Origin of the sequence: Francisella sp. 19X1-34 (assembly GCF_041102755.1) — a bacterium.
Classification (GTDB): domain Bacteria; phylum Pseudomonadota; class Gammaproteobacteria; order Francisellales; family Francisellaceae; genus Francisella.
This window is the reverse complement of sequence record NZ_JBGCTX010000046.1, coordinates 1-19,112: the sequence shown is the minus strand read 5'-3', so window position 1 is coordinate 19,112 and position 19,112 is coordinate 1. Positions and strand designations below refer to the sequence as shown.

The following is a 19,112-nucleotide window of genomic DNA, read 5'->3' as shown; positions in this document are numbered from 1 at the left end:
ATTGCACATTTTATGATTAAATTTGAAGATAGGATTGGTAGCCTATGAAAAATTTACACAAAAGTCTGTAAAGGGTCCCAATTATTGCTTAGATTGCAACACTCCCATTTAGCTTTTTTAGCAGTTTCATGAGACTCATGAGGAGCAATAAATTGAAGCTCTCCAGCTTCTTCAAAAATACCTATTTCATCTCTTCTATTTGGTGGATATATTCTCTCAAGGTTGATATGTTTTTTGATCTCTCTAGCTTCCATACCAAATTTTTTAACTTTTCTTTCCCATCCTTCTGTATATATACCACCATAATCACCTAAATCAACACATGTCACATAGTTTGGCTGATAGTATTCTTCCATTTCTGGGATATCTAATAGATGGAGTATAGCGTTGTGCCCAGCAAGCCTACCTTGAGGTCTACCTTGTTGGCATGACATTACAGCATCGTGTTCATCATCAACTTTTACATTTGCAGCATCTCCTGCTATAAAGATGTTCTCATTTGGTGTTTGTAAGTATTGGTTAACTTTTATTCTACCTGCTCGATCTTTATCATATGATAATAGCTTGTTAAGGTCTGTTGCTTTCATACCTAGTGCAGAAACAATAAAATTAAACTCTAACGCTTTATCGTTTATTGTCACAGATCCTTTATCAGCTTCAATTTGAGTAGCTTCTGTGATAGATGCATGATTTAGACACTTAACATTTGCTAGTTTAAATGCATCTACAAGATACTTTTGTGGATCTTCTCCTAGTGAGTAAGTAACATCTCCACGATCAACTATTGAAACCTCAAGATCAAAAGTTGATTCTAGTCCTAGCTCAAATGAAAGTTTTTTTAATGTTACTGGAAGTTCACAAGCAAGTTCAATTCCTGTGATTCCTCCACCAAGTACAGCGACTTTGATTTTATTGTTTTGAGATTTGTTAGATTTTGTTTTAAGTAAGAAATCTGTTAAAGCATCTCTAAGGTGTACAGCTGCTTTATAGGTGTCAATATTATAAACAGTTTCTATTCCTTTGATTTTAGGTTTAGCTAGTTCGCTACCTGCACAGAGTACTAGACTATCAAAGTGCAACTCTTTTTGTTGTTTTTTAGAATCACTAATAGTAATAGACTGACTTTGACTATCAATATTAATTACTTCAGCTTCGATAAAGCGTACCTTTATTGGAGTTAAAAAGTTCTTAACTCTTATAGTAGCTTCCTCTAGTTCTTTTATATACATTCTTGGTCGTATTGTCATGTATGAATTACGACTTATTACAATAATGTCAATTTCTGCTTTTTTATTGAGTTTGCTTCTTAGTTTAGCTGCTGATAGAGCTGCTGATATGCCAGCATGGCCAGCTCCAATAATAACTAATGTTTTTTTTTGAGTGATCATGATTATCCTCCTGGATTAATTATGAAATAAAATTGAAAAGATAATATATATTTGAATTACCTATTATTAATTTTACTCAAAAATCTATATAAAATATAGGAAATCAAAGCAGCTATTATATTTATAAAGAATATAGCTTCAACAGTACTGTTATATGTTGAGCCACTAAATAATGTTAAAGAGTCTAATATAGTATAAATAGCAAAGAAAATTAGACAAGCGGCTTTAAATTGAGAGTTCTTAAAGAGTGCTAAAATAGAGAATATAAATAAGCATAATTGAAAAATTCCTATCTGAAAAACAGCTGGAGTGAAAATCCATCCTTGAAATTTACTCATGCTGTCTCCATATACTAAATAAGCATAACTGTTTATAAGAGTCATTAGGCTTATATTACTAGCAATAAAGTAGTTTGCATAGACACTAGCATAGTGCTTATTGTAAATAATGCTTGAATGCAAAAAAGCTATTATAAATGGAGTTATGAGTAGACAAGTACTTATAATAATAGTTACCATAGTTATAGTGGTTTTATTAGAGTAGCTAGATTTTACAATAAAAGCTTTGCCTTGTCATATATTTGATAATAAAGATATAGACAATCGGGTGGATGAAAGTTAAAATTTGCTATTAGAAAATTGTTAAATAAATAAAAGGAAAACTTAATAATGCAAGTTACTGTAGAGAAGAAAGAAGGGATTCATTGCTCATTACTAATTGAAGTGCCAGCTAATGAAATAGACGCTGAGGTTTCAAAAAGAGTAAATAATACTGCTAAAACTATAAAAATGGATGGTTTTAGACCTGGTAAAGTACCTGCTGGTATGGTTAAGAAGAAATATGGTGAGCAAATCCGTATGGAAGTTATCTCTGACCTTATTCCTCAGAAATATTCAAAAGCAATTCAAGATGAAAAATTAGCTGTTGCTGGTATCGAAGTAGATCTTAAAGAAAACCAAGAAGGCCAACCTCTTAAGTTTGTGGCGAATCTTGAGCTTTTCCCAGAGTTTGAAGTTAGTGGGTTTGAAAAAATTGAAGTTCAAAAACCAGTAGTTGATCTTGGCGATAATGAAGTTAAACAAATGATCGAAAACCTAAGAAAGCAATTAGCGACTTTTAAAGAAGTTGAAAGAGCTGTTGAGAAAGATGATAAAGTTGTTATTGATTTCGTAGGTAAAAAAGACGGTGAGATTTTCGAAGGTGGTTCTGCAAATGATCAAGAACTTGTAATTGGTTCTGGTCAAATGATCCCTGGTTTTGAAGATGGTATCATCGGTATGAATAAAGATGAGCAAAAAACTATCACTGTAACATTCCCTGAAGAGTATCAAAACAAAGATCTTGCTGGTCAAGAGGCTACTTTTGATATTACAGTTAAAAAGATCCAACAAGCTGAATTACCAGAAGTTGACGAAGAGTTCGTTAAGAAGTTTGGTGTAAAAGGTGGTGTAGATACTTTTGAAGATGAAATCAAAGAAAACATGCAACGTGAACTTAAGTTCATTTTACAAAGAAAAGTAAAAGAGCAAGTTTTCAAAGGTTTAAGAGAAATTGCTGAGTTTGACACTCCAAAAGCTTTAATCAAAAGAGAAATCGATGCAGCTAAGCAAAACTTAGTTCAACAAATGGGTGGTGCGAAAGGTTTTGATGTTAATCAATTACCTGATAACTTATTTGAAGATAATGCTAAACAAAAAGTTGAGACTAGTTTAGTTCTTGATAGTGTTATGAAGTCTCAAAACTTCGAAGCAACTGAAGAAGAAGTTGATAGCTTATTAAATGAAATGGTTCAAGCTTATGAAGAGCCAGAAAAAACTAAAGAGCAAATCAAGAAAAATGAAAAAGAAATCGCTAATCTAAAAGCTTTAGTTATTGAAAATAAACTAACTGATTGGGTTTTAGATCAAGCTCAAGTTTCAGAAAAAGAAGAAGATTTCTTTGAAGTTATAAAAGAAAATATGCAAGCTCAACAAGCTGGATTTTAATCTAGCTTATAAAGAGAGGTTATAAATGATAACTAATAATTTAGTTCCTACAGTAGTTGAGAAAACTGCTGGCGGTGAAAGAGCCTTTGATATTTACTCAAGACTATTAAAAGAGCGTATAGTTTTTTTAAATGGTGAAGTAAATGATCATTCAGCTAACTTAGTGATTGCGCAGCTTTTATTTTTAGAATCTGAAGATCCTGATAAAGATATTTATTTTTATATAAATTCTCCAGGAGGAATGGTAACAGCAGGTATGGGTGTATATGATACTATGCAGTTTATTAAACCTGATGTTAATACTATTTGTATCGGTTTAGCTGCTAGTATGGGATCACTATTGTTAGCTGGTGGTACAAAAGGCAAAAGGTATAGTTTGCCAAGTTCACAAATAATGATTCATCAGCCTTTAGGTGGTTTTAGAGGTCAAGCATCAGACATTGAAATTCATGCTAATAATATCTTACGTATCAAAGAAAGATTAAATAAGGTATTAGCTCATCATACAGGTCAAGATTTTGAGACTATAGTCAAAGATACTGATAGAGATAACTTTATGATGGCAGATGAAGCAAAAGAATACGGTTTGATAGATCATGTTATTGAATCTCGCGATGCAATAATCAAATAAATAAAGGAAGTCTAGTTTTAAAATGGCTAAAATTCTATATTGTTCTTTCTGTGGGAAATCACAACAAGAGGTCAAAAGCATCATCTCTGGTAGAGATGGTAATATATGTAATGAGTGTGTGAGTAAATGTGCAACTAAGATTAAAAGTACAAATACTGCTGATACTACATTAGATATTACTTTTGATAAGTTGCCAAAACCTATAGAAATAAAAAACTATCTTGATGATTATATTATTGGTCAAGATAATGCTAAGAAAGTATTGTCTGTAGCTGTTTATAATCATTATAAAAGAATCACATCTGATATTGCAGAAGATGATGATACAGAACTTAAAAAAAGTAATGTTTTATTAATTGGTCCGACAGGTTCAGGAAAGACATTATTTGCGCAGACTTTAGCAAAACAGTTAAATGTTCCTTTTGCTATTGCAGATGCAACAACTCTTACAGAGGCAGGATATGTTGGTGATGATGTTGAGAATATTATCGTACGTCTATTGCAAAATGCTGAGTTTGATGTTGCTAAAGCAGAAAAAGGGATTATATATATCGATGAGATAGATAAGATTGCACGTAAGTCAGAAAGCTCATCTATTACACGTGATGTATCTGGTGAAGGTGTTCAACAGGCTTTATTGAAGCTTATTGAAGGAACTGTTTCATCCGTACCCCCTAAGGGCGGTAGAAAGCATCCTAATCAGGATATGATCCAAATTGATACCTCAAATATATTATTTATTTGTGGAGGGGCTTTTGCAGGTATAGAAAAGGTTGTTAAACATAGGATGGATAAGGTAAGTATTGGCTTTAATGCAGATGTTATTCGTCAGAAAGATAGTCTTGATACTGAAAAGCTAATGCAAAAAGTTGAGAGTGAAGATTTAACTAGGTTTGGTCTTATTCCTGAGCTTATTGGGCGTTTACCAATAGTTACAGTCTTAAATGAATTAAAAGAAGAAGATTTAGTTAAAATACTAAAAGAACCTAAAAATGCTCTTATCAAACAGTATATTAAATTATTTAAATTTGATAATGTTGAAATAGAGTTTACAGATGAAGCTCTTATAGAAATAGCTAAAAAAGCAATAGCTAAAAAAACAGGTGCAAGGGGGCTTCGAAGTATCCTTGAAAATGTTCTACTTGAGTTGATGTTTCATATACCATCTTCACAAGATATCGAGAAAATCATCATTAATGACAAAGTTATATTAGAACATGAAGAACCTGTACTAGTTAGCAAAACTAAAGAGCAAAAGCAGTTTAAAGATATAGTTTAAAACAATTTACAGGAGTATAGTGAGTTTATGTCAGAAATCTTAAATGTTGTTCCTGTTATCCCTTTAAGAGATGTAGTTATATATCCCTCAATGACTATTCCACTTAATGTTGGACGTAAAAAGTCGATAGAAGCAGTTAAACAGGCATCCAATAATTATAATAATTATATTTTATTAGCAACTCAAAAAAATGGTGCTAGCTCAGGTGATGTCGTAGATAATATCTATGATATAGCTACATTAGCTAAAATTGTCCAGATTATGAAGCTTCCAGATGGAAGTTTAAAGGTTATAGTTGAAGGTATTGCAAAAAGATTGGTATCTAAATACACTCTTGAAAATGAATGTATTTATGCGAGTCTAGATAATTTACATATAGATGATAATTACAATCCTGATCAAGTAGATAAAGAATTAAAAGCTATTTTATTATCTATCTCTGATTCTCTTAAAAGATTCGTTGATATCAGTGGCAAAGTATCTAAAGAAACGTTAGCAACTCTAATAAATACCGAGGAGCCTCATAAGTTTATTTATGAAATTGCTACCATTCTAAATTCTGAGATTGTTAAAAAACAAAAGATTCTTGAAGCATCAGATATAAAGAAAAAAGCACTATTGTTACTTTCATGTCTTTATGAAGAGCTAGAAATACTTGAGCTTGAAGCAAAGATCAAAGATAGAGTTAAGTCACAAGTTGATAAAAATCAGCGTGAGTACTATCTAAATGAACAAGTAAAAGCTATTTATAAGGAGCTTGGGGAGGCAGATGAGGAATCTGAGGTCTCGGCGCTTAAAAAGAGAATTGAAAATACAAAAATGTCTCAAGAAGCAAAAGAGAAATGCTTAAAGGAGCTTAAAAAGCTTAAAGCTATGCCACCTTCTTCTTCAGAATCTGCCGTATCAAGAAACTATATAGAAACTATACTTTCTCTACCTTGGAATAAAAGAGCTAAAGTTAAAAAGGATATTAACTTAGCTGAGAAGATACTAGAGAAAGATCATTATGGTATTAAGAAAGTAAAAGAAAGAATACTTGAGCATTTAGCTGTTCAGATAAAAAGAGATAGCAATACCAAAGCTCCTATTTTATGCCTAGTAGGTCCTCCAGGTGTTGGTAAGACATCTATAGGACACTCTATAGCGAGAGCTACTGGTCGTGAATATGTGCGTATGGCATTAGGTGGGGTTCGTGATGAATCTGAGATTAGAGGTCATCGTCGTACTTATATAGGTTCTATGCCAGGACAAATTATCCAAAAGATAATTAAATCTAAAACAGAGAATCCTCTTTTCTTATTAGATGAAATTGATAAGGTATCTTCTGATTTTAGAGGTGATCCATCTGCAGCTTTGCTAGAGGTTTTAGATCCTGAGCAAAATAGTACTTTTAATGATCACTACCTTGAGATAGATTATGATTTATCAAAAGTAATGTTTGTTGCTACGGCTAACTCATTAGATATAGATCCAGCATTAAGAGACAGATTAGAGATTATTCACCTATCTGGGTATACTGAGCTTGAAAAACAAGCTATCGCTAAGCAGTATCTTGTGCCAAAAGCTTTAGATAATAATGGTTTAACTAAAAAAGAGATTAATTTTACACCCAAAGCTATATTAGATGTAGTTAGATACTATACTAGAGAGGCTGGTGTGAGAAATTTACAGCAAAAGATAGATGGAATTTGTCGTAAGGGTGTTAAAAATCTTCTTAAAGATCCAGATCATGGCAAAATTTCTATAACACAGAAAAATCTTGAGGAATATTTAGGTGTTCATCAATTTGATTATGGTGTTAAAAATGCTAAAGCAAAAGTAGGACAAGTTACAGGCCTTGCTTGGACATCTGTAGGAGGTGAGCTTCTTACCATTGAGGCTCTAGCTATGCCTGGTAAGGGCAAAGTTAAGTATACAGGTAGTCTTGGCGATGTGATGAAAGAATCTATTGATGCTGCATTTAGTGTGATGCGCTCAATCTCTAAAAGCTATAAGCTTGAGGATGATTTTTATGAGAAAAAAGATGTTCATATTCATGTTCCAGAAGGAGCAACTCCTAAAGATGGTCCAAGTGCTGGTATTGCAATGACTACAGCGTTAGTGTCTGTTTATACAGATAAACCTGTACGAAATGATATTGCAATGACTGGTGAGGTAACATTACGAGGAGATGTATTACCAATTGGTGGTTTAAAAGAGAAGCTTTTAGCTGCTTTAAGAGGTGGAATTAAAGAAGTTTTGATACCTAAACAAAATGTTAAGAATTTGGCAGATGTTGATAAAGAAATAACAGAAAAACTTGAAATAACCCCTGTAAATAACATAAAAGAGGTTTTAGAAAGAGTTTTTTAGTATTTTTGTGTTGAAACCATATATTTTTAGTGTTATAAATTTAATTGGTAATATATCGATTTATAAACAAAAGGAGTTAAAGATGAATAAAAGTGAACTAGTAAGTGCTATAGCTAAGGAAGCTGATGTTACTAAAGAAGTTGCTGGAACTACTTTAGATGCTACTATTGAAGCGATTACTAAAGCTCTTAAAAAAGGCGATAGCGTAACACTTGTAGGATTTGGTACTTTCCAAGTTAAAGAAAGAAGTGCTAGAGAAGGTAGAAACCCTAAAACAGGAGAAACAATCCAAATCGCTGCTTCTAAAGTCCCAAGCTTCAAAGCTGGTAAAGGTCTTAAAGATGCAGTAAAATAAAAAAACTTTTAAAAAAAATAGTTTTTTTAAAAGGCATACTTAACAGTATGCCTTTTTTTTATCTATAATATTTATAAATTTAATAAGAGTTATTAATTTAAGGTTGAAAAAATGTTGCAGTCTTTTAATGATAGACTAAAAGGACCATTTACTTGGATTGTGGTTATTTCTATAAGTTTTATATTTGTGATTTCAGGTATGACTTTCTTTTTAACTAATCTAGGAGGAGGAAGTCGCGCTTACGTTGCAAAGGTTGGTGATAATGAGATAAGTTCTCAGCAGTTTCAGCAATATGCCCAAAATGCTAAAACTAAAGAGCAAAAAACTCAAGTTCTATCACAAATGATAAACCAATACTTAATACTAACAGCAGCACAGAAAAATATCGCGGTATCTAAGTTGGCATTACAATCAGCTATTTTTAATAATCCGATGTTTTTTGGCAAAGATGGTAAATTTTCTAGTGATAAATTAAAGCAAGTTGTTGGATATCTTGGTGGTATGGATAAACTAGAGCAATTAGTATCACAAAATATACTAGCTAGTACTATTCCTCAAACAATAACTCAAACTTCATTTATAACTGATTATGAGAATAAATCATTATCAAGTATTTACTCTGTAGATAAGCAGATCAAATATATCAAGGTCCAGCCTAGTTCTTTAAAGTCAAAAGTTAAACCAACTAAGCAGGAGTTGGAAAAATATTATAATCAACATAAAACTGAATATGTTATTCCGGCTAGTAAAAAAATTAGCTATTTTGTAATTTCAAAGGATGATTTTATCTCTAAAAATAAACTTAGTGATGATACATTAAAGAATTATTTTAATACGCATCAAGACTTATTTACAAAGTTTGATGATAAGACTAAACAAACTATTACTAAGATCATCCAAAATAGAAAAGCATTAGAACAATTTAATTCCTATTCTCAAAATGTTGATAGTATTAAGTTTGGTAAATTAGAAACTAGCTTAGGTAAGGCAAAAACTGTAAATATTAGTAATAATGCTGATTCTTCAATAAATGGAATTAAAAATAATTTATTCTTTATAAATAATACTAAATACTATAGCTTGCCTGTTTCTAGTGATAAAACTCTTGTGTATCAGGTTGATAGCACAAAACCAGCAACACAACAGAAACTTGATGAAGTTAAAAGCATTGTAACAAAGGCATATATAGAACAAAAATCTCAAGAATTAGCTACGCAAAAATCACAAAAACTATTGAGCAGTTTTGAGAGCGGTAAAAAAGTAGATGAATCATTTAGTAAAGCTACTATATCTAGCGAGTCTAAAGCAAAAGATCTTACTGAAGGATTTGCTAATGATGTTCTATTTAATAATAATAGTGAATACCATCTTTATCAGGATTATAGTAATGGTGATATTTATATTTATAAAGTTACAAAAGTTGAGCCTGTTAAATTAGATAAGAAAAATGCTATTCCTAGTCAAGTGATTAATACTTATAAGAACGAAGAGCTAAATTTTTATATGCAAGCTCTTAGAGAAGAGATTCCTGTCAAAGTTAATTATAAAAATATCTAAATGAATAAATCAATTTATGCTATAGCTGGACCAACAGCTTCTGGTAAAACATCTCTTTCAATATCTGTTGCTAAAAATATTAATGCTGAAATAATAAGTGTTGACTCTTCGCTTGTTTATAAAGGCATGGATATTGGTACTGCTAAACCAACATTACAAGAGCAAGCGGGTATACAACACCACCTTATAGATATTATAGAGCCTACAGAGAACTTCTCTGTTGCTGATTTTATATCAAGCGTTAATAAGCTTAAAAAAGAAATATGGTCTAGAGGTAAAGAGGTCTTATTAGTCGGTGGAACTATGCTTTACTTTAAGGGTTTAATAGAAGGATTATCAACTCTACCAGAGAGTAATCCAGAAATCAGACAAACTCTAGAGTTAGAGAAAAAAGGTAAAGGTTTACAGTATCTTCACCAGCAGTTAAAAAAAATGGATCCAGAATCAGCACAAAAGATAAATCAGAATGATCAGCAGAGAATTTTTCGAGCTTTAGAGGTGATTATGATAAGTGGTCAGAAGTATTCTGAGCTTGTTAAAACTTCAAAAGTTGGTGGTTTAGAAGAGCAATTAAAACTTTGTGCTTTAGTTCCAAGTGACAGATCAATACTTCATAAAAATATTGAGATTAGATTTAAACAGATGTTAGATCATGGCTTTTTAGATGAGGTTCAAGAGCTTCGAAAAAATTCAAAACTAACAAAAGATACTACAGCTATTCGAAGTGTAGGATATCGTCAAGCTTGGGAGTATTTAGATGGTGATATTAGCTATGATGAGTTTGTTAAAAAAGGAATCGTAGCAACACGTCAACTTGCTAAGCGTCAGCTTACTTGGATTCGTAACTGGCAAAGTGAAATTGAAATAATAGATATGGAGCAAGAGAAATTAGATTTAGCTCTAGCATACTTTGGTTTTAAAGATTAAACATAGATTTTAGCTGAAAATAAAATTTGCTGATAGGTCTAAATATTGTTAGAATATACCGCGAAGTTTAATTGTTAAACTTGATAAAATAATAACTATAACAAAATAATTAAAAGGAAGTGAAACAATGTCTAGAATATCATCTTTACAAGACCCGTTCTTAAATGCTTTAAGAAAAGAAAAAGTAAGCGTGTCAGTTTATCTTGTAAATGGAATCAAATTACAAGGTCAAGTAGAAGCTTTTGACCAATTCTGTATCGTACTTAGAAATACTGTAAATCAAATGGTTTATAAGCATGCTATTTCAACTATCGTACCAGCTAAAAGTGTAAGAATGGTTTATAGTTCTTTTAACCCATATCACCAAAACTCAAATGAAGAGCAAGATGACAATGTTGCTGATGTTCATTCGGATGATCTTGAAGCTCAAGAAAACGAAGGTAATTCTAACGGGTAATTAGCTCTTATATTTTCAAACTAGCTTAATTTATAACTTTTAAGCGATCTGAATTATTTCTTTAGATAAAATTTTCAAATATCTTTTATATTGTATGTATCATCTCCTGACGTGGGGATAATTAGCTGATATACTTGTTTCAGAAATATTCATAGTTAATTAAATGTATTTTGAAAGCTACTTTTATCGTTTTATTGCCTGATTATTAGGCTATGATTAAGGGGTTGAAAATGATATCCTACGATCAAACTTGTATAGTGACGTATTTGTCTTAGGTTAATTAACTATTTTAATAGGAGCAGATTAGATTAAATGGAGTTTTTCCAATCTTATGAGGCAGGTAGCAAATGTCTACTTGTAAATATAAACTTTAAATATCACCGTGAACTTAATGCAGATTTAGCTGAGCTTGAGGGCTTAGTTTTAGCTGCTGATAAGGTAGTTTTAGAGAGTCTAGATTTTAACCACCCAGAACCTGATATAAAATACTTCTGTGGTATGGGTAAGATGGAGATGATAAAGAATAAACGTGATGAAATAAAAGCGGATCTTGTTGTTTTTAATCATCCTTTAAGTCCATCACAAGAGCGTAATATTGAGAAGTTGCTTGAGTGCAAGATTATGGATAGAACTAGATTGATTCTTGAGATATTTTCATTACGAGCTAAAACTCATGAAGGTAAACTTCAAGTTGAGCTTGCTCAGCTAAATTACCAATCAACACGTCTTGTAAAAGGTTGGACTCACTTAGAGAGACAAAAAGGTGGTATCGGTGTAAGAGGTGGTCCAGGTGAGACTCAGCTAGAGATTGATAGGCGTCTTATTAGACAGAGAATCAAGCAAATCACGCAAAAGCTTGATAAGGTAAAACATCATCGTGATCTAAGTAGATCTTCACGTAAGAAAAATAATATTCCAACGATATCATTTGTGGGATATACAAACGCTGGTAAATCTACATTATTTAATAAAATCACAGATGCTCAGGTTTTAGCAAAAGATCAGCTTTTTGCAACACTTGATCCTACGTTGCGTAAAGTAATAGTGCCTAAGTTAGGGGAGGTTATATTCTCTGATACTGTGGGTTTTATTAAGAACTTGCCTCATGATTTAGTAGAGGCATTTCATGCAACTTTAGAGGAGGCTATAGAGTCTGATCTTTTAGTTCATGTTATTGATTATGCTGATGAAGATTATAAAAGTTATATTGAGCAAGTTGATAGAGTGCTAAAAGAGATTGGTATAGCAGATAAAGAGATGATCTGTGTATATAACAAAATTGATAAGCTAGATGATATCTCTCCAAGTTTTGTTCAATTAGATGATTCTGAAAGTAGTGTCGTGGCTAGGGTTTATTTATCGGCACAAACAGGTCAAGGAATAGATGAGTTCTATGAGGCATTAGCTACATTTTTTAATAAATCATGGGTAAATGGCACTTTAGAGTTACCTCCTAAGTATTCAAAAGTTAGAGCTATGATGTATGAGCTTGGTGTTGTTGATAATGAAGATATCTCTGAGCAGGGTAATTATTTGCTAGATATAAAGATATCAGAAGATGATCTTGAAAGGTTTAATCGGGACTTTGATTTGAATTTAGAAGAATTTTTTGTTTAGTTTAGTACTAAACTCTAAAAAATATAAACCTATAGGTTTGTTTTTTCATTAATTATATTATATAATCCTTTCCGATATAATTACTCTTATATCTCCTGTTCGTAATCATCCAGGGTATCAAAACTACTTACTTTATACATTTTTAAAATAATTTTTTAGGTAATTTAAATGAAAAAAAGTTTTTTATTTTTAGTAGCTATGATATTTGTGAGTTTAGGTTTTTCTCAGAGTAGTTTAGTAGATTATACAAAAATGCATGATAATGTATTTATTATTAATTCACAAATTGATGTAAGCTCGCTGAAGTCTAAAGGAGGATTTTCTTTCGTTAAAAAGAAAATGGTAGTTACAGATGGCCAACCTTATAAAGATCACGTTTTAACCAAAGTTGTGGGAGATGGTAAAGCAGAGATTATAGTAAAATCAGGTCGGAAGGGAAGTACACAAGTAGCAGACTTTTTTAGGAAAAACATCAAGAGTAATCAAAATACATTCAATAATGAGCCTATGTTACTTAATTTTGCTGTATTAGGTGACTTAACTATAGATGGTAAGACATTTAATGATATTATGATAGCTCAAGGACATAACCCTTTTATTGGCAATAATTGGTGGATTGGTGGTAAGAATTGTAAATATGATGCTACAGTTAGTAAGGGTGAAATAACTAAGTCAATGGAATGTCTTGCTACAGATGGAAGAGAGTATCTTATATCTAGAGGAGCTAGTAGACTTGGAAGATGGAGTATGGCTTTACAATTAATATATATGTTAGGACATGTTACATATGAACAATCAGAAGATCTTCTTAATCCAACATCAATAGTAGAGACTATTAAAAGCTATCTTGACGCTGGTATGGCCCCCAGTCAAGCTTTTATATCTATGACTAGCATTGATTATTTGATAAAAAATCATGATATTCCAGATGGGTCGTATCTTAATTCCTGTAAAGATATCTCATATAGCGAACACTATGAAAGTCATGGAGGTGGCTTTTGGGGAAATGTGCATTTATTATCAGCAAAATGTATGAATGATAATGGAGCATATATTGAAAATACTGACTTTGCTTTTAGAGGGGGAGCTCGAGCTTATTTACAACCAAATTGTCGTGGAAGCTCTATTGTAGTAAATGAAAACGGTAAATTAGTATGTAAGCAGTCAGTATCAGATTTTGATTATGGGCCTTATAAGATTGATGCATCTGATGGAACTATAGTTAACTATAGATGTAATAACCAAAATTGCCCTACAGAAATAGAAATTCCTAATTCAGTAAGAGATAATGATGGATCTTTAATAAAAATATATTCAATAGGTCGTAATGCTTTTGAAAATAATCGTCTTCAAGCTGTGAAATTACCAGATACTATAACTAGTATAGGTCCTGAAGCATTCAGAGGTAATCAACTTAAAACTATAACAATTCCAGATAGTGTAGGAATAATAGGGAAAGATGCTTTTATTGATGAAGGTGGTGAAAATAATAGGCTTAATAAAGTTACTATAGTAGGAGGGAGTGCTCATTTTAATAGTGATTGGGATCAAATATTTGGAACCAATGATGGAGGTAGGAAAGAAAATCCTATAGCTCCTATACCATCAGGAATAACAAGTATTGCTAGTTGTAAGAAGGAATTTGAGGATGTTGTTTATGAAACATCTATTGAAACGTGTCGTTATGATCTTTCTCAAGAAAGTACAGTTTCTCTCGACTGGACTTCAATAGGACCTTATTGTAAAGGAATGTTAAGATGTGTATATAATAATGATGATTCATTTGCTGACTTAGCATATGTAAAATTTCCATCTGGCCATCCAGATAAAGTGGCATATGCGGGACACATCTATCCTGATAATTAATATGAGTCGTTAATATTAAAATAGCTCTTTCAAGTGTTAATAGTTTAAACTCAAACCTATTCTTCGTTGTATATTAATTAAGACAGACTTTTTATTAAAATATTAATCTTTCTTATACTCAGGAAGATCAATAGTATCATTAAATATTCCTGCGCCAATAAATTTTGATACAACAGGTGTTGAAGATATTTTGACTGTAATTGTAGAAAGATATTTTTTCATAATTTCATCTGATGCCGCTAAAGATAAATTTGAAAGTCCAACTTTTTGCTTTCTATTTATTATATCTTTTAACTTATTTTGCCATTCATCAAAAGCTACTTTATAGTTGCCTTTAGCTTTATACAATTCACCTGCTAACACATAAGCCTCAACTATTGCAAATATACTTCCTAAGCCCATTAGGATAGAAGGACAAGATGCTGCATCACCAACTAAGGCGACTCTTCCTTTATGCCAGTTGTCCATTTTTACTTGGCTGACATTGTCAAAATAAACATATTCAACATTATCAAGTCTTTCAAGTATGTCTGGAGTTTCCCATTTACTATCTTTAAATACTGATTTTAAGAGCTGTTTTTTCTCTTCAGTAGTTGTTGGAAATTTTTTTACCAAATTTGCATCAATTGTAAACATAACTAGAGTTTCTTTCTCATCTAAACAAACTCTAGCAACTTGCTTATCATTACCAACACTAACTGCGTAAGTAAACTTCTCAAAATGATTATAATCTTTTAGGGAAAATGCAGCAATATACTTATCTAAATCGTACTCTTCGTACTCAGATTCATCAAATACTAATGAGCGAATATGAGAATGCAAGCCGTCAGCACCGATGACAAGATCAAATTTTTCTGTAGTATTATCTGAAAGGTGAACAGTTACCCCATCTTTTTGTTCTTCTAAACTCTCTATAGATGTACCAAATCTTATATCGATTCCATCACATGCTTTATAGATAACTTCTGAAATATCCCCGCGTTTAACACTTAAGAATTCACCATATTTTTCCTTGATAAGAGAAGAGATATTTACCTTTGAAGATCTTCGACCATTCTCATCAAAACAATGGATATGTTTTATTTCGTAGGACTTTTGTTTTAACTGCTCAAGAAGTCCCATTTTTTCCATTATTTCACAAGCATGTCCCCAAAAGTCAACAAGGTGTCCTCCAGATTTAAATTCAGGAGACTTCTCAAAAATAACAGGCTCAAAACCATACTCTCTAAGCCACCATGCTAAAGTAGGTCCTGCTATACCAATTCCATTTATCGCAATTCTCATGTTCTTTCCTTTAGAAATTAGTCTATCTTTCAATTTTAGAGCTATATTTTTAGTTATTCAATATCATAGGTGCAACCATTTGATAATTATTTGCAGATAGTACAAAAATTATATAATTTTTTATATATAATAGGTAAGTTATAAGCATAAAAGACTATTATGTAGTTATATAGGAATACTTATTTATGATTAAAAAACTAAAGCAAAAATGGTTTTGGAGTAAAAACTCTGAACAAGGGCCCCCAGATTTAGAAGAAATAATAAAAAAATTCTTTGGCAAAAAGAAAAAAAAGAATAATGATGATAACGAAAGCATTTACTCTAAAAATGCTAATAAAAATAATCCAATATTTGAAAAGCCACCTATTAAAAAAATAGCTATGATTGTCATAGGTATTATAATAGTTGGATGGGTAGGCTTTGGCTTTTATGTTGTCCAGCCTGCTGAGCAAGCTGCGGTACTTAGATTTGGTAAGTTTACTAAGATGGTTCAGCCAGGACTACATTGGTATCCATTAGGAATTGATACAATTCGTAAAGAAAATGTCCAAGAGTTAAAAACAATCTCGCTAAAAAGAGATATGCTGACTTCAGAAGAAAATATTGTACATGTTTCTTTTACCGTACAGTATCGTATCTCTAATTTACAGGATTATTTATTTGCAAATACCGATCCATCTCAGTTGCTACAACAATCATTAGAAAGTGCTGTTAGACAAGTTATTGGTCATAGCAATTTATCTGATATTTTAACAACACAAAGAGCATCAATTGCAGGTAAAGTTAAGCAAGAAATGGAAGCCTTATTAAAAGAGTATAAGTCAGGTATCTACATAAGTGATGTTATTATGCAACCAGCTCAAGCTCCTGATGCTGTTAAAGATGCTTTTGATGATGTTATAAAAGCAAGAGAAGATCAAGCTAGACTACAAAATGAAGCCGAGTCTTATGCAAACAGAGTAATTCCAGTTGCTCAAGGTAAAGCTCAGAGAATTGTTGATCAAGCAAATGCATATAAACAACAAATAGTACTACAGGCTCAGGGTGAAGTAGCTGAGTTTGAACAATTATTACCAATATATAAAAAATCACCAGATATCGTTATGAATCAGATGTATTTTAATACTATCTCAGATGTATTGCAGCATAATAAAGTCTTTATTATTGATGGGGATGGTGCGAAAAATATTTTCTATGGCTTAGGAAATAAGCAAAAGCAAGCGTTATTATCAAATACACAAGGAGGAAACTAAGATGAGTAAGCTTTTAAAAATAGTCTTAGTGCTTGTGGTAATTGCAATAATAGTAACTTTAAGCAGTAAATTTATAGTAAAACAAGGTACAGAATCTGTTGTTTTAAGATTGGGTGAGCTTGTTAAAAAAGATGGTAAAGTAATTGAATATGAGCCTGGTATTCATATTAAGATTCCATTCTTAGATACAGTTAAGAATTATGATATGAGAAATAGAGTTTTAACTACAGACTCATCTCGTGTCGTTACAAAAGAGAAGAAAGATGTACTGATAAACGCTTATGTTGTTTGGAGAATTAATGATATTTCTAAATTCTTTATTAGTACTAGCGGACAGGTATTTAGAGCAGAAACTTTATTAAAGCAATTCTTAGAATCATCATTAAGAGCTGAAGTTGGTAAAAATGATATCCAAAGTTTAGTAAATAATGACCGCGATAAGCTAATGATTGCACTAACAAAAGATGTTGCGGCTCAAGCTAAAGAGATTGGTATATCTATAGTAGATGTTAGAGTTAATCAGATTGATTTACCTGATACAATTACTGAGTCGATATATCAAAGAATGAAATCATCAAGACACAAAGAAGCTTCACGTATAAGAGCAGAAGGTGAAAGAGCAGCTGAGAAAACTAAAGCAGCAGCAGATGCAAAAGTAACAGTAACTTTAGCAGAAGCAGAAAAACAATCTAAGATTATTAGAGCTCAGGCTGATGCAAAAGCTGCTAAGATCTTTACAGACACATATGCGGGCTCAATTCCTTTATATGAGTTCTTAAAGAGCATGAACTCATATAAGCAAAGCTTTGATGGTAAAAATCAAGTTGTATTTATGCTTAAGCCTAATAGTAAGTTTTTTCAAGGCTTTAAGCTAGAGCCAAATAGCAAACTTGCTGAAGATATGAAAGAGGCTAAATAATGAGTAGAATACGAGTACTTTTTGTATGTAAAGGTAATATCTGTAGATCTCCAACGGCTCATGGTATTTTTAGAGATATTATTAGAGAAAATAATCTTGAAGAAAAGATCTGTGTAGAGTCTTGTGGTACTAGCTCACGTATGTGGGGGCATGAGGGTCATGGTGCTGATATTAGATCACTAGAAACAGCTAAGAAATATGATTGTGACCTTTCAGATCAAAAGTCACAACAACTAGAAGAGGCAGATTTTGATAATTTTGATTATATTGTCGCTATGGATCAAGAAAATATAGATACGATGAGACAGATGTTCCCAAAAGCAGATTTTTCGAAAGTATCTAGAATGCTTGAATATGCACCAACAATATCCATAAAAGATGTACCTGATCCATATTATGAGAATAACTTTGAAAAAGTTTTTATGATGATTCATACAGCTTGTCAGGAACTTTTTGAAAAAATAAAATTAGAGCATAAATTATGAACTATCGTAACGCAAAATATATAATGGGAGCTGCAAAAGTTTCTCAACTTCCTGAGGATGCAGGTGTTGAAGTGGCTTTTGCAGGCAGATCAAATGCGGGTAAATCTAGCGCATTAAACACTCTTACAGATCATAAAGGTCTTGCTAGAGTAAGTAAAACTCCCGGAAGAACGCAGTTAATAAACTTATTTGATCTAGGTGATAATAAGAGGTTAGTTGATTTACCAGGATATGGCTATGCTAAAGTCTCTGAAGCAATTAAAAAACAGTGGCAAAGTGAGATGGAAAGTTATTTAACATCACGCGAATGTTTAGGCGGAATTGTTCTACTAGTAGATTCGCGTCATGCATTAAAAGAATTTGACTCTTTGATGATCGAAATGGCTATATCATATGAGCTAAATCTACATATACTTCTTACAAAAGCCGATAAGCTAAATAATAAAGAAAAGGCTCAAGCAAATAGAATGATTGAGAGCTTTTTAAAAACATTTATTTCAACAGATAAAATCTCTTATCAATTATTTTCTTCATTAAATAAGATGGGTCTAGATAAGCTAAAAGAAAGATTAGACTCTTGGTATCAGTAAGATATCTATTTAGTTAATTGTAAGCTTTAAAGTATTTTTTAAAAAAATAAACATATTATCCAAACTAATAATACGTTTATTCTAGAGGGAATCGACCCTTTACAGACTTTTGTGTAAATTTTTCATAGGCTACCAATCCTATCTTCAAATTTAATCATAAAATGTGC

The 19,112-nt window shown here is 31.8% G+C and carries 17 protein-coding genes; 14 read left to right on the top strand and 3 right to left on the bottom strand.

The window, feature by feature from the left end; genetic code table 11:
• Nucleotides 1–53 precede the first annotated feature (53 nt).
• Entirely contained in the window at nt 54–1,388 is a 1,335-nt protein-coding gene (locus tag AB8E56_RS08220; protein ID WP_329479959.1) for an FAD-dependent oxidoreductase, read from the bottom strand.
• Between the two features lie 56 nt (nt 1,389–1,444).
• The gene (locus AB8E56_RS08215; protein ID WP_329479957.1) at nt 1,445–1,906 is read right to left on the bottom strand and encodes a DUF6790 family protein; all 462 of its coding nucleotides are present in this window, start codon (nt 1,904–1,906) and stop codon (nt 1,445–1,447) included.
• 150 nt (nt 1,907–2,056) lie between these two features.
• On the opposite strand from AB8E56_RS08215, the gene tig reads away from it, so the two are divergent.
• The 10 genes from tig (at nt 2,057) to AB8E56_RS08165 (ending at nt 14,414) form a co-directional block, all read left to right on the top strand.
• On the top strand, nt 2,057–3,373 hold the full coding sequence (gene tig / locus AB8E56_RS08210) for a trigger factor (RefSeq protein ID WP_329479955.1): 1,317 nt from the start codon (nt 2,057–2,059) through the stop codon (nt 3,371–3,373).
• A 25-nt stretch (nt 3,374–3,398) separates the two neighbouring features.
• Nucleotides 3,399–4,004 carry an ATP-dependent Clp endopeptidase proteolytic subunit ClpP gene (clpP, locus tag AB8E56_RS08205; RefSeq protein ID WP_329479953.1) on the top strand — a complete coding sequence of 202 codons (606 nt, stop codon included), beginning with the start codon at nt 3,399–3,401 and terminating at the stop codon, nt 4,002–4,004.
• A 22-nt stretch (nt 4,005–4,026) separates the two neighbouring features.
• Nucleotides 4,027–5,283 (top strand): ATP-dependent Clp protease ATP-binding subunit ClpX, encoded by a 1,257-nt coding sequence (gene clpX, locus AB8E56_RS08200; RefSeq protein WP_329479950.1) that lies wholly within the window; start codon nt 4,027–4,029, stop codon nt 5,281–5,283.
• 27 nt (nt 5,284–5,310) lie between these two features.
• Nucleotides 5,311–7,635, top strand: coding sequence for an endopeptidase La (gene lon, locus AB8E56_RS08195; protein WP_329479948.1), 2,325 nt, complete (start codon nt 5,311–5,313; stop codon nt 7,633–7,635).
• A gap of 82 nt (nt 7,636–7,717) precedes the next feature.
• A complete protein-coding gene (locus AB8E56_RS08190) occupies nt 7,718–7,990 on the top strand; it encodes an HU family DNA-binding protein (protein WP_329479946.1) in 273 nt (90 codons plus the stop codon).
• A 111-nt stretch (nt 7,991–8,101) separates the two neighbouring features.
• Nucleotides 8,102–9,547 carry a SurA N-terminal domain-containing protein gene (locus tag AB8E56_RS08185; RefSeq protein WP_329479944.1) on the top strand — a complete coding sequence of 482 codons (1,446 nt, stop codon included), beginning with the start codon at nt 8,102–8,104 and terminating at the stop codon, nt 9,545–9,547.
• Complete coding sequence (gene miaA, locus AB8E56_RS08180; protein ID WP_329479942.1) at nt 9,548–10,474, top strand: tRNA (adenosine(37)-N6)-dimethylallyltransferase MiaA; 927 nt, start codon at nt 9,548–9,550, stop codon at nt 10,472–10,474. It abuts the gene before it with no gap.
• A 127-nt stretch (nt 10,475–10,601) separates the two neighbouring features.
• A complete protein-coding gene (gene hfq / locus AB8E56_RS08175; protein ID WP_329479940.1) occupies nt 10,602–10,931 on the top strand; it encodes an RNA chaperone Hfq in 330 nt (109 codons plus the stop codon).
• A 312-nt stretch (nt 10,932–11,243) separates the two neighbouring features.
• Nucleotides 11,244–12,548 carry a ribosome rescue GTPase HflX gene (hflX, locus tag AB8E56_RS08170; protein ID WP_329479938.1) on the top strand — a complete coding sequence of 435 codons (1,305 nt, stop codon included), beginning with the start codon at nt 11,244–11,246 and terminating at the stop codon, nt 12,546–12,548.
• A 168-nt stretch (nt 12,549–12,716) separates the two neighbouring features.
• The gene (locus tag AB8E56_RS08165) at nt 12,717–14,414 is read left to right on the top strand and encodes a leucine-rich repeat domain-containing protein (RefSeq protein WP_329479936.1); all 1,698 of its coding nucleotides are present in this window, start codon (nt 12,717–12,719) and stop codon (nt 14,412–14,414) included.
• A gap of 102 nt (nt 14,415–14,516) precedes the next feature.
• Here the strand turns inward: AB8E56_RS08165 and AB8E56_RS08160 are convergent, their stop codons facing one another.
• Nucleotides 14,517–15,698: an FAD-binding domain gene (locus AB8E56_RS08160; protein WP_329479934.1), complete on the bottom strand. Its 1,182-nt coding sequence runs from the start codon at nt 15,696–15,698 to the stop codon at nt 14,517–14,519.
• 185 nt (nt 15,699–15,883) lie between these two features.
• Between AB8E56_RS08160 and hflK the strand changes: the two genes are divergently transcribed.
• From hflK to yihA, 4 genes are read left to right on the top strand one after another with little or no spacing between them, the layout of a single operon-like run.
• The gene (gene hflK, locus AB8E56_RS08155; protein WP_329479932.1) at nt 15,884–16,951 is read left to right on the top strand and encodes an FtsH protease activity modulator HflK; all 1,068 of its coding nucleotides are present in this window, start codon (nt 15,884–15,886) and stop codon (nt 16,949–16,951) included.
• A 1-nt stretch (nt 16,952) separates the two neighbouring features.
• Nucleotides 16,953–17,870 carry a protease modulator HflC gene (gene hflC / locus AB8E56_RS08150; protein WP_329479929.1) on the top strand — a complete coding sequence of 306 codons (918 nt, stop codon included), beginning with the start codon at nt 16,953–16,955 and terminating at the stop codon, nt 17,868–17,870.
• Nucleotides 17,870–18,355, top strand: coding sequence for a low molecular weight protein-tyrosine-phosphatase (locus AB8E56_RS08145; RefSeq protein ID WP_329479926.1), 486 nt, complete (start codon nt 17,870–17,872; stop codon nt 18,353–18,355). The genes hflC and AB8E56_RS08145 overlap by 1 nt, the downstream gene beginning before the upstream one ends.
• Nucleotides 18,352–18,945 (top strand): ribosome biogenesis GTP-binding protein YihA/YsxC, encoded by a 594-nt coding sequence (gene yihA / locus AB8E56_RS08140; protein ID WP_329479924.1) that lies wholly within the window; start codon nt 18,352–18,354, stop codon nt 18,943–18,945. The genes AB8E56_RS08145 and yihA overlap by 4 nt, the downstream gene beginning before the upstream one ends.
• Nucleotides 18,946–19,112: the final 167 nt, after the last annotated feature.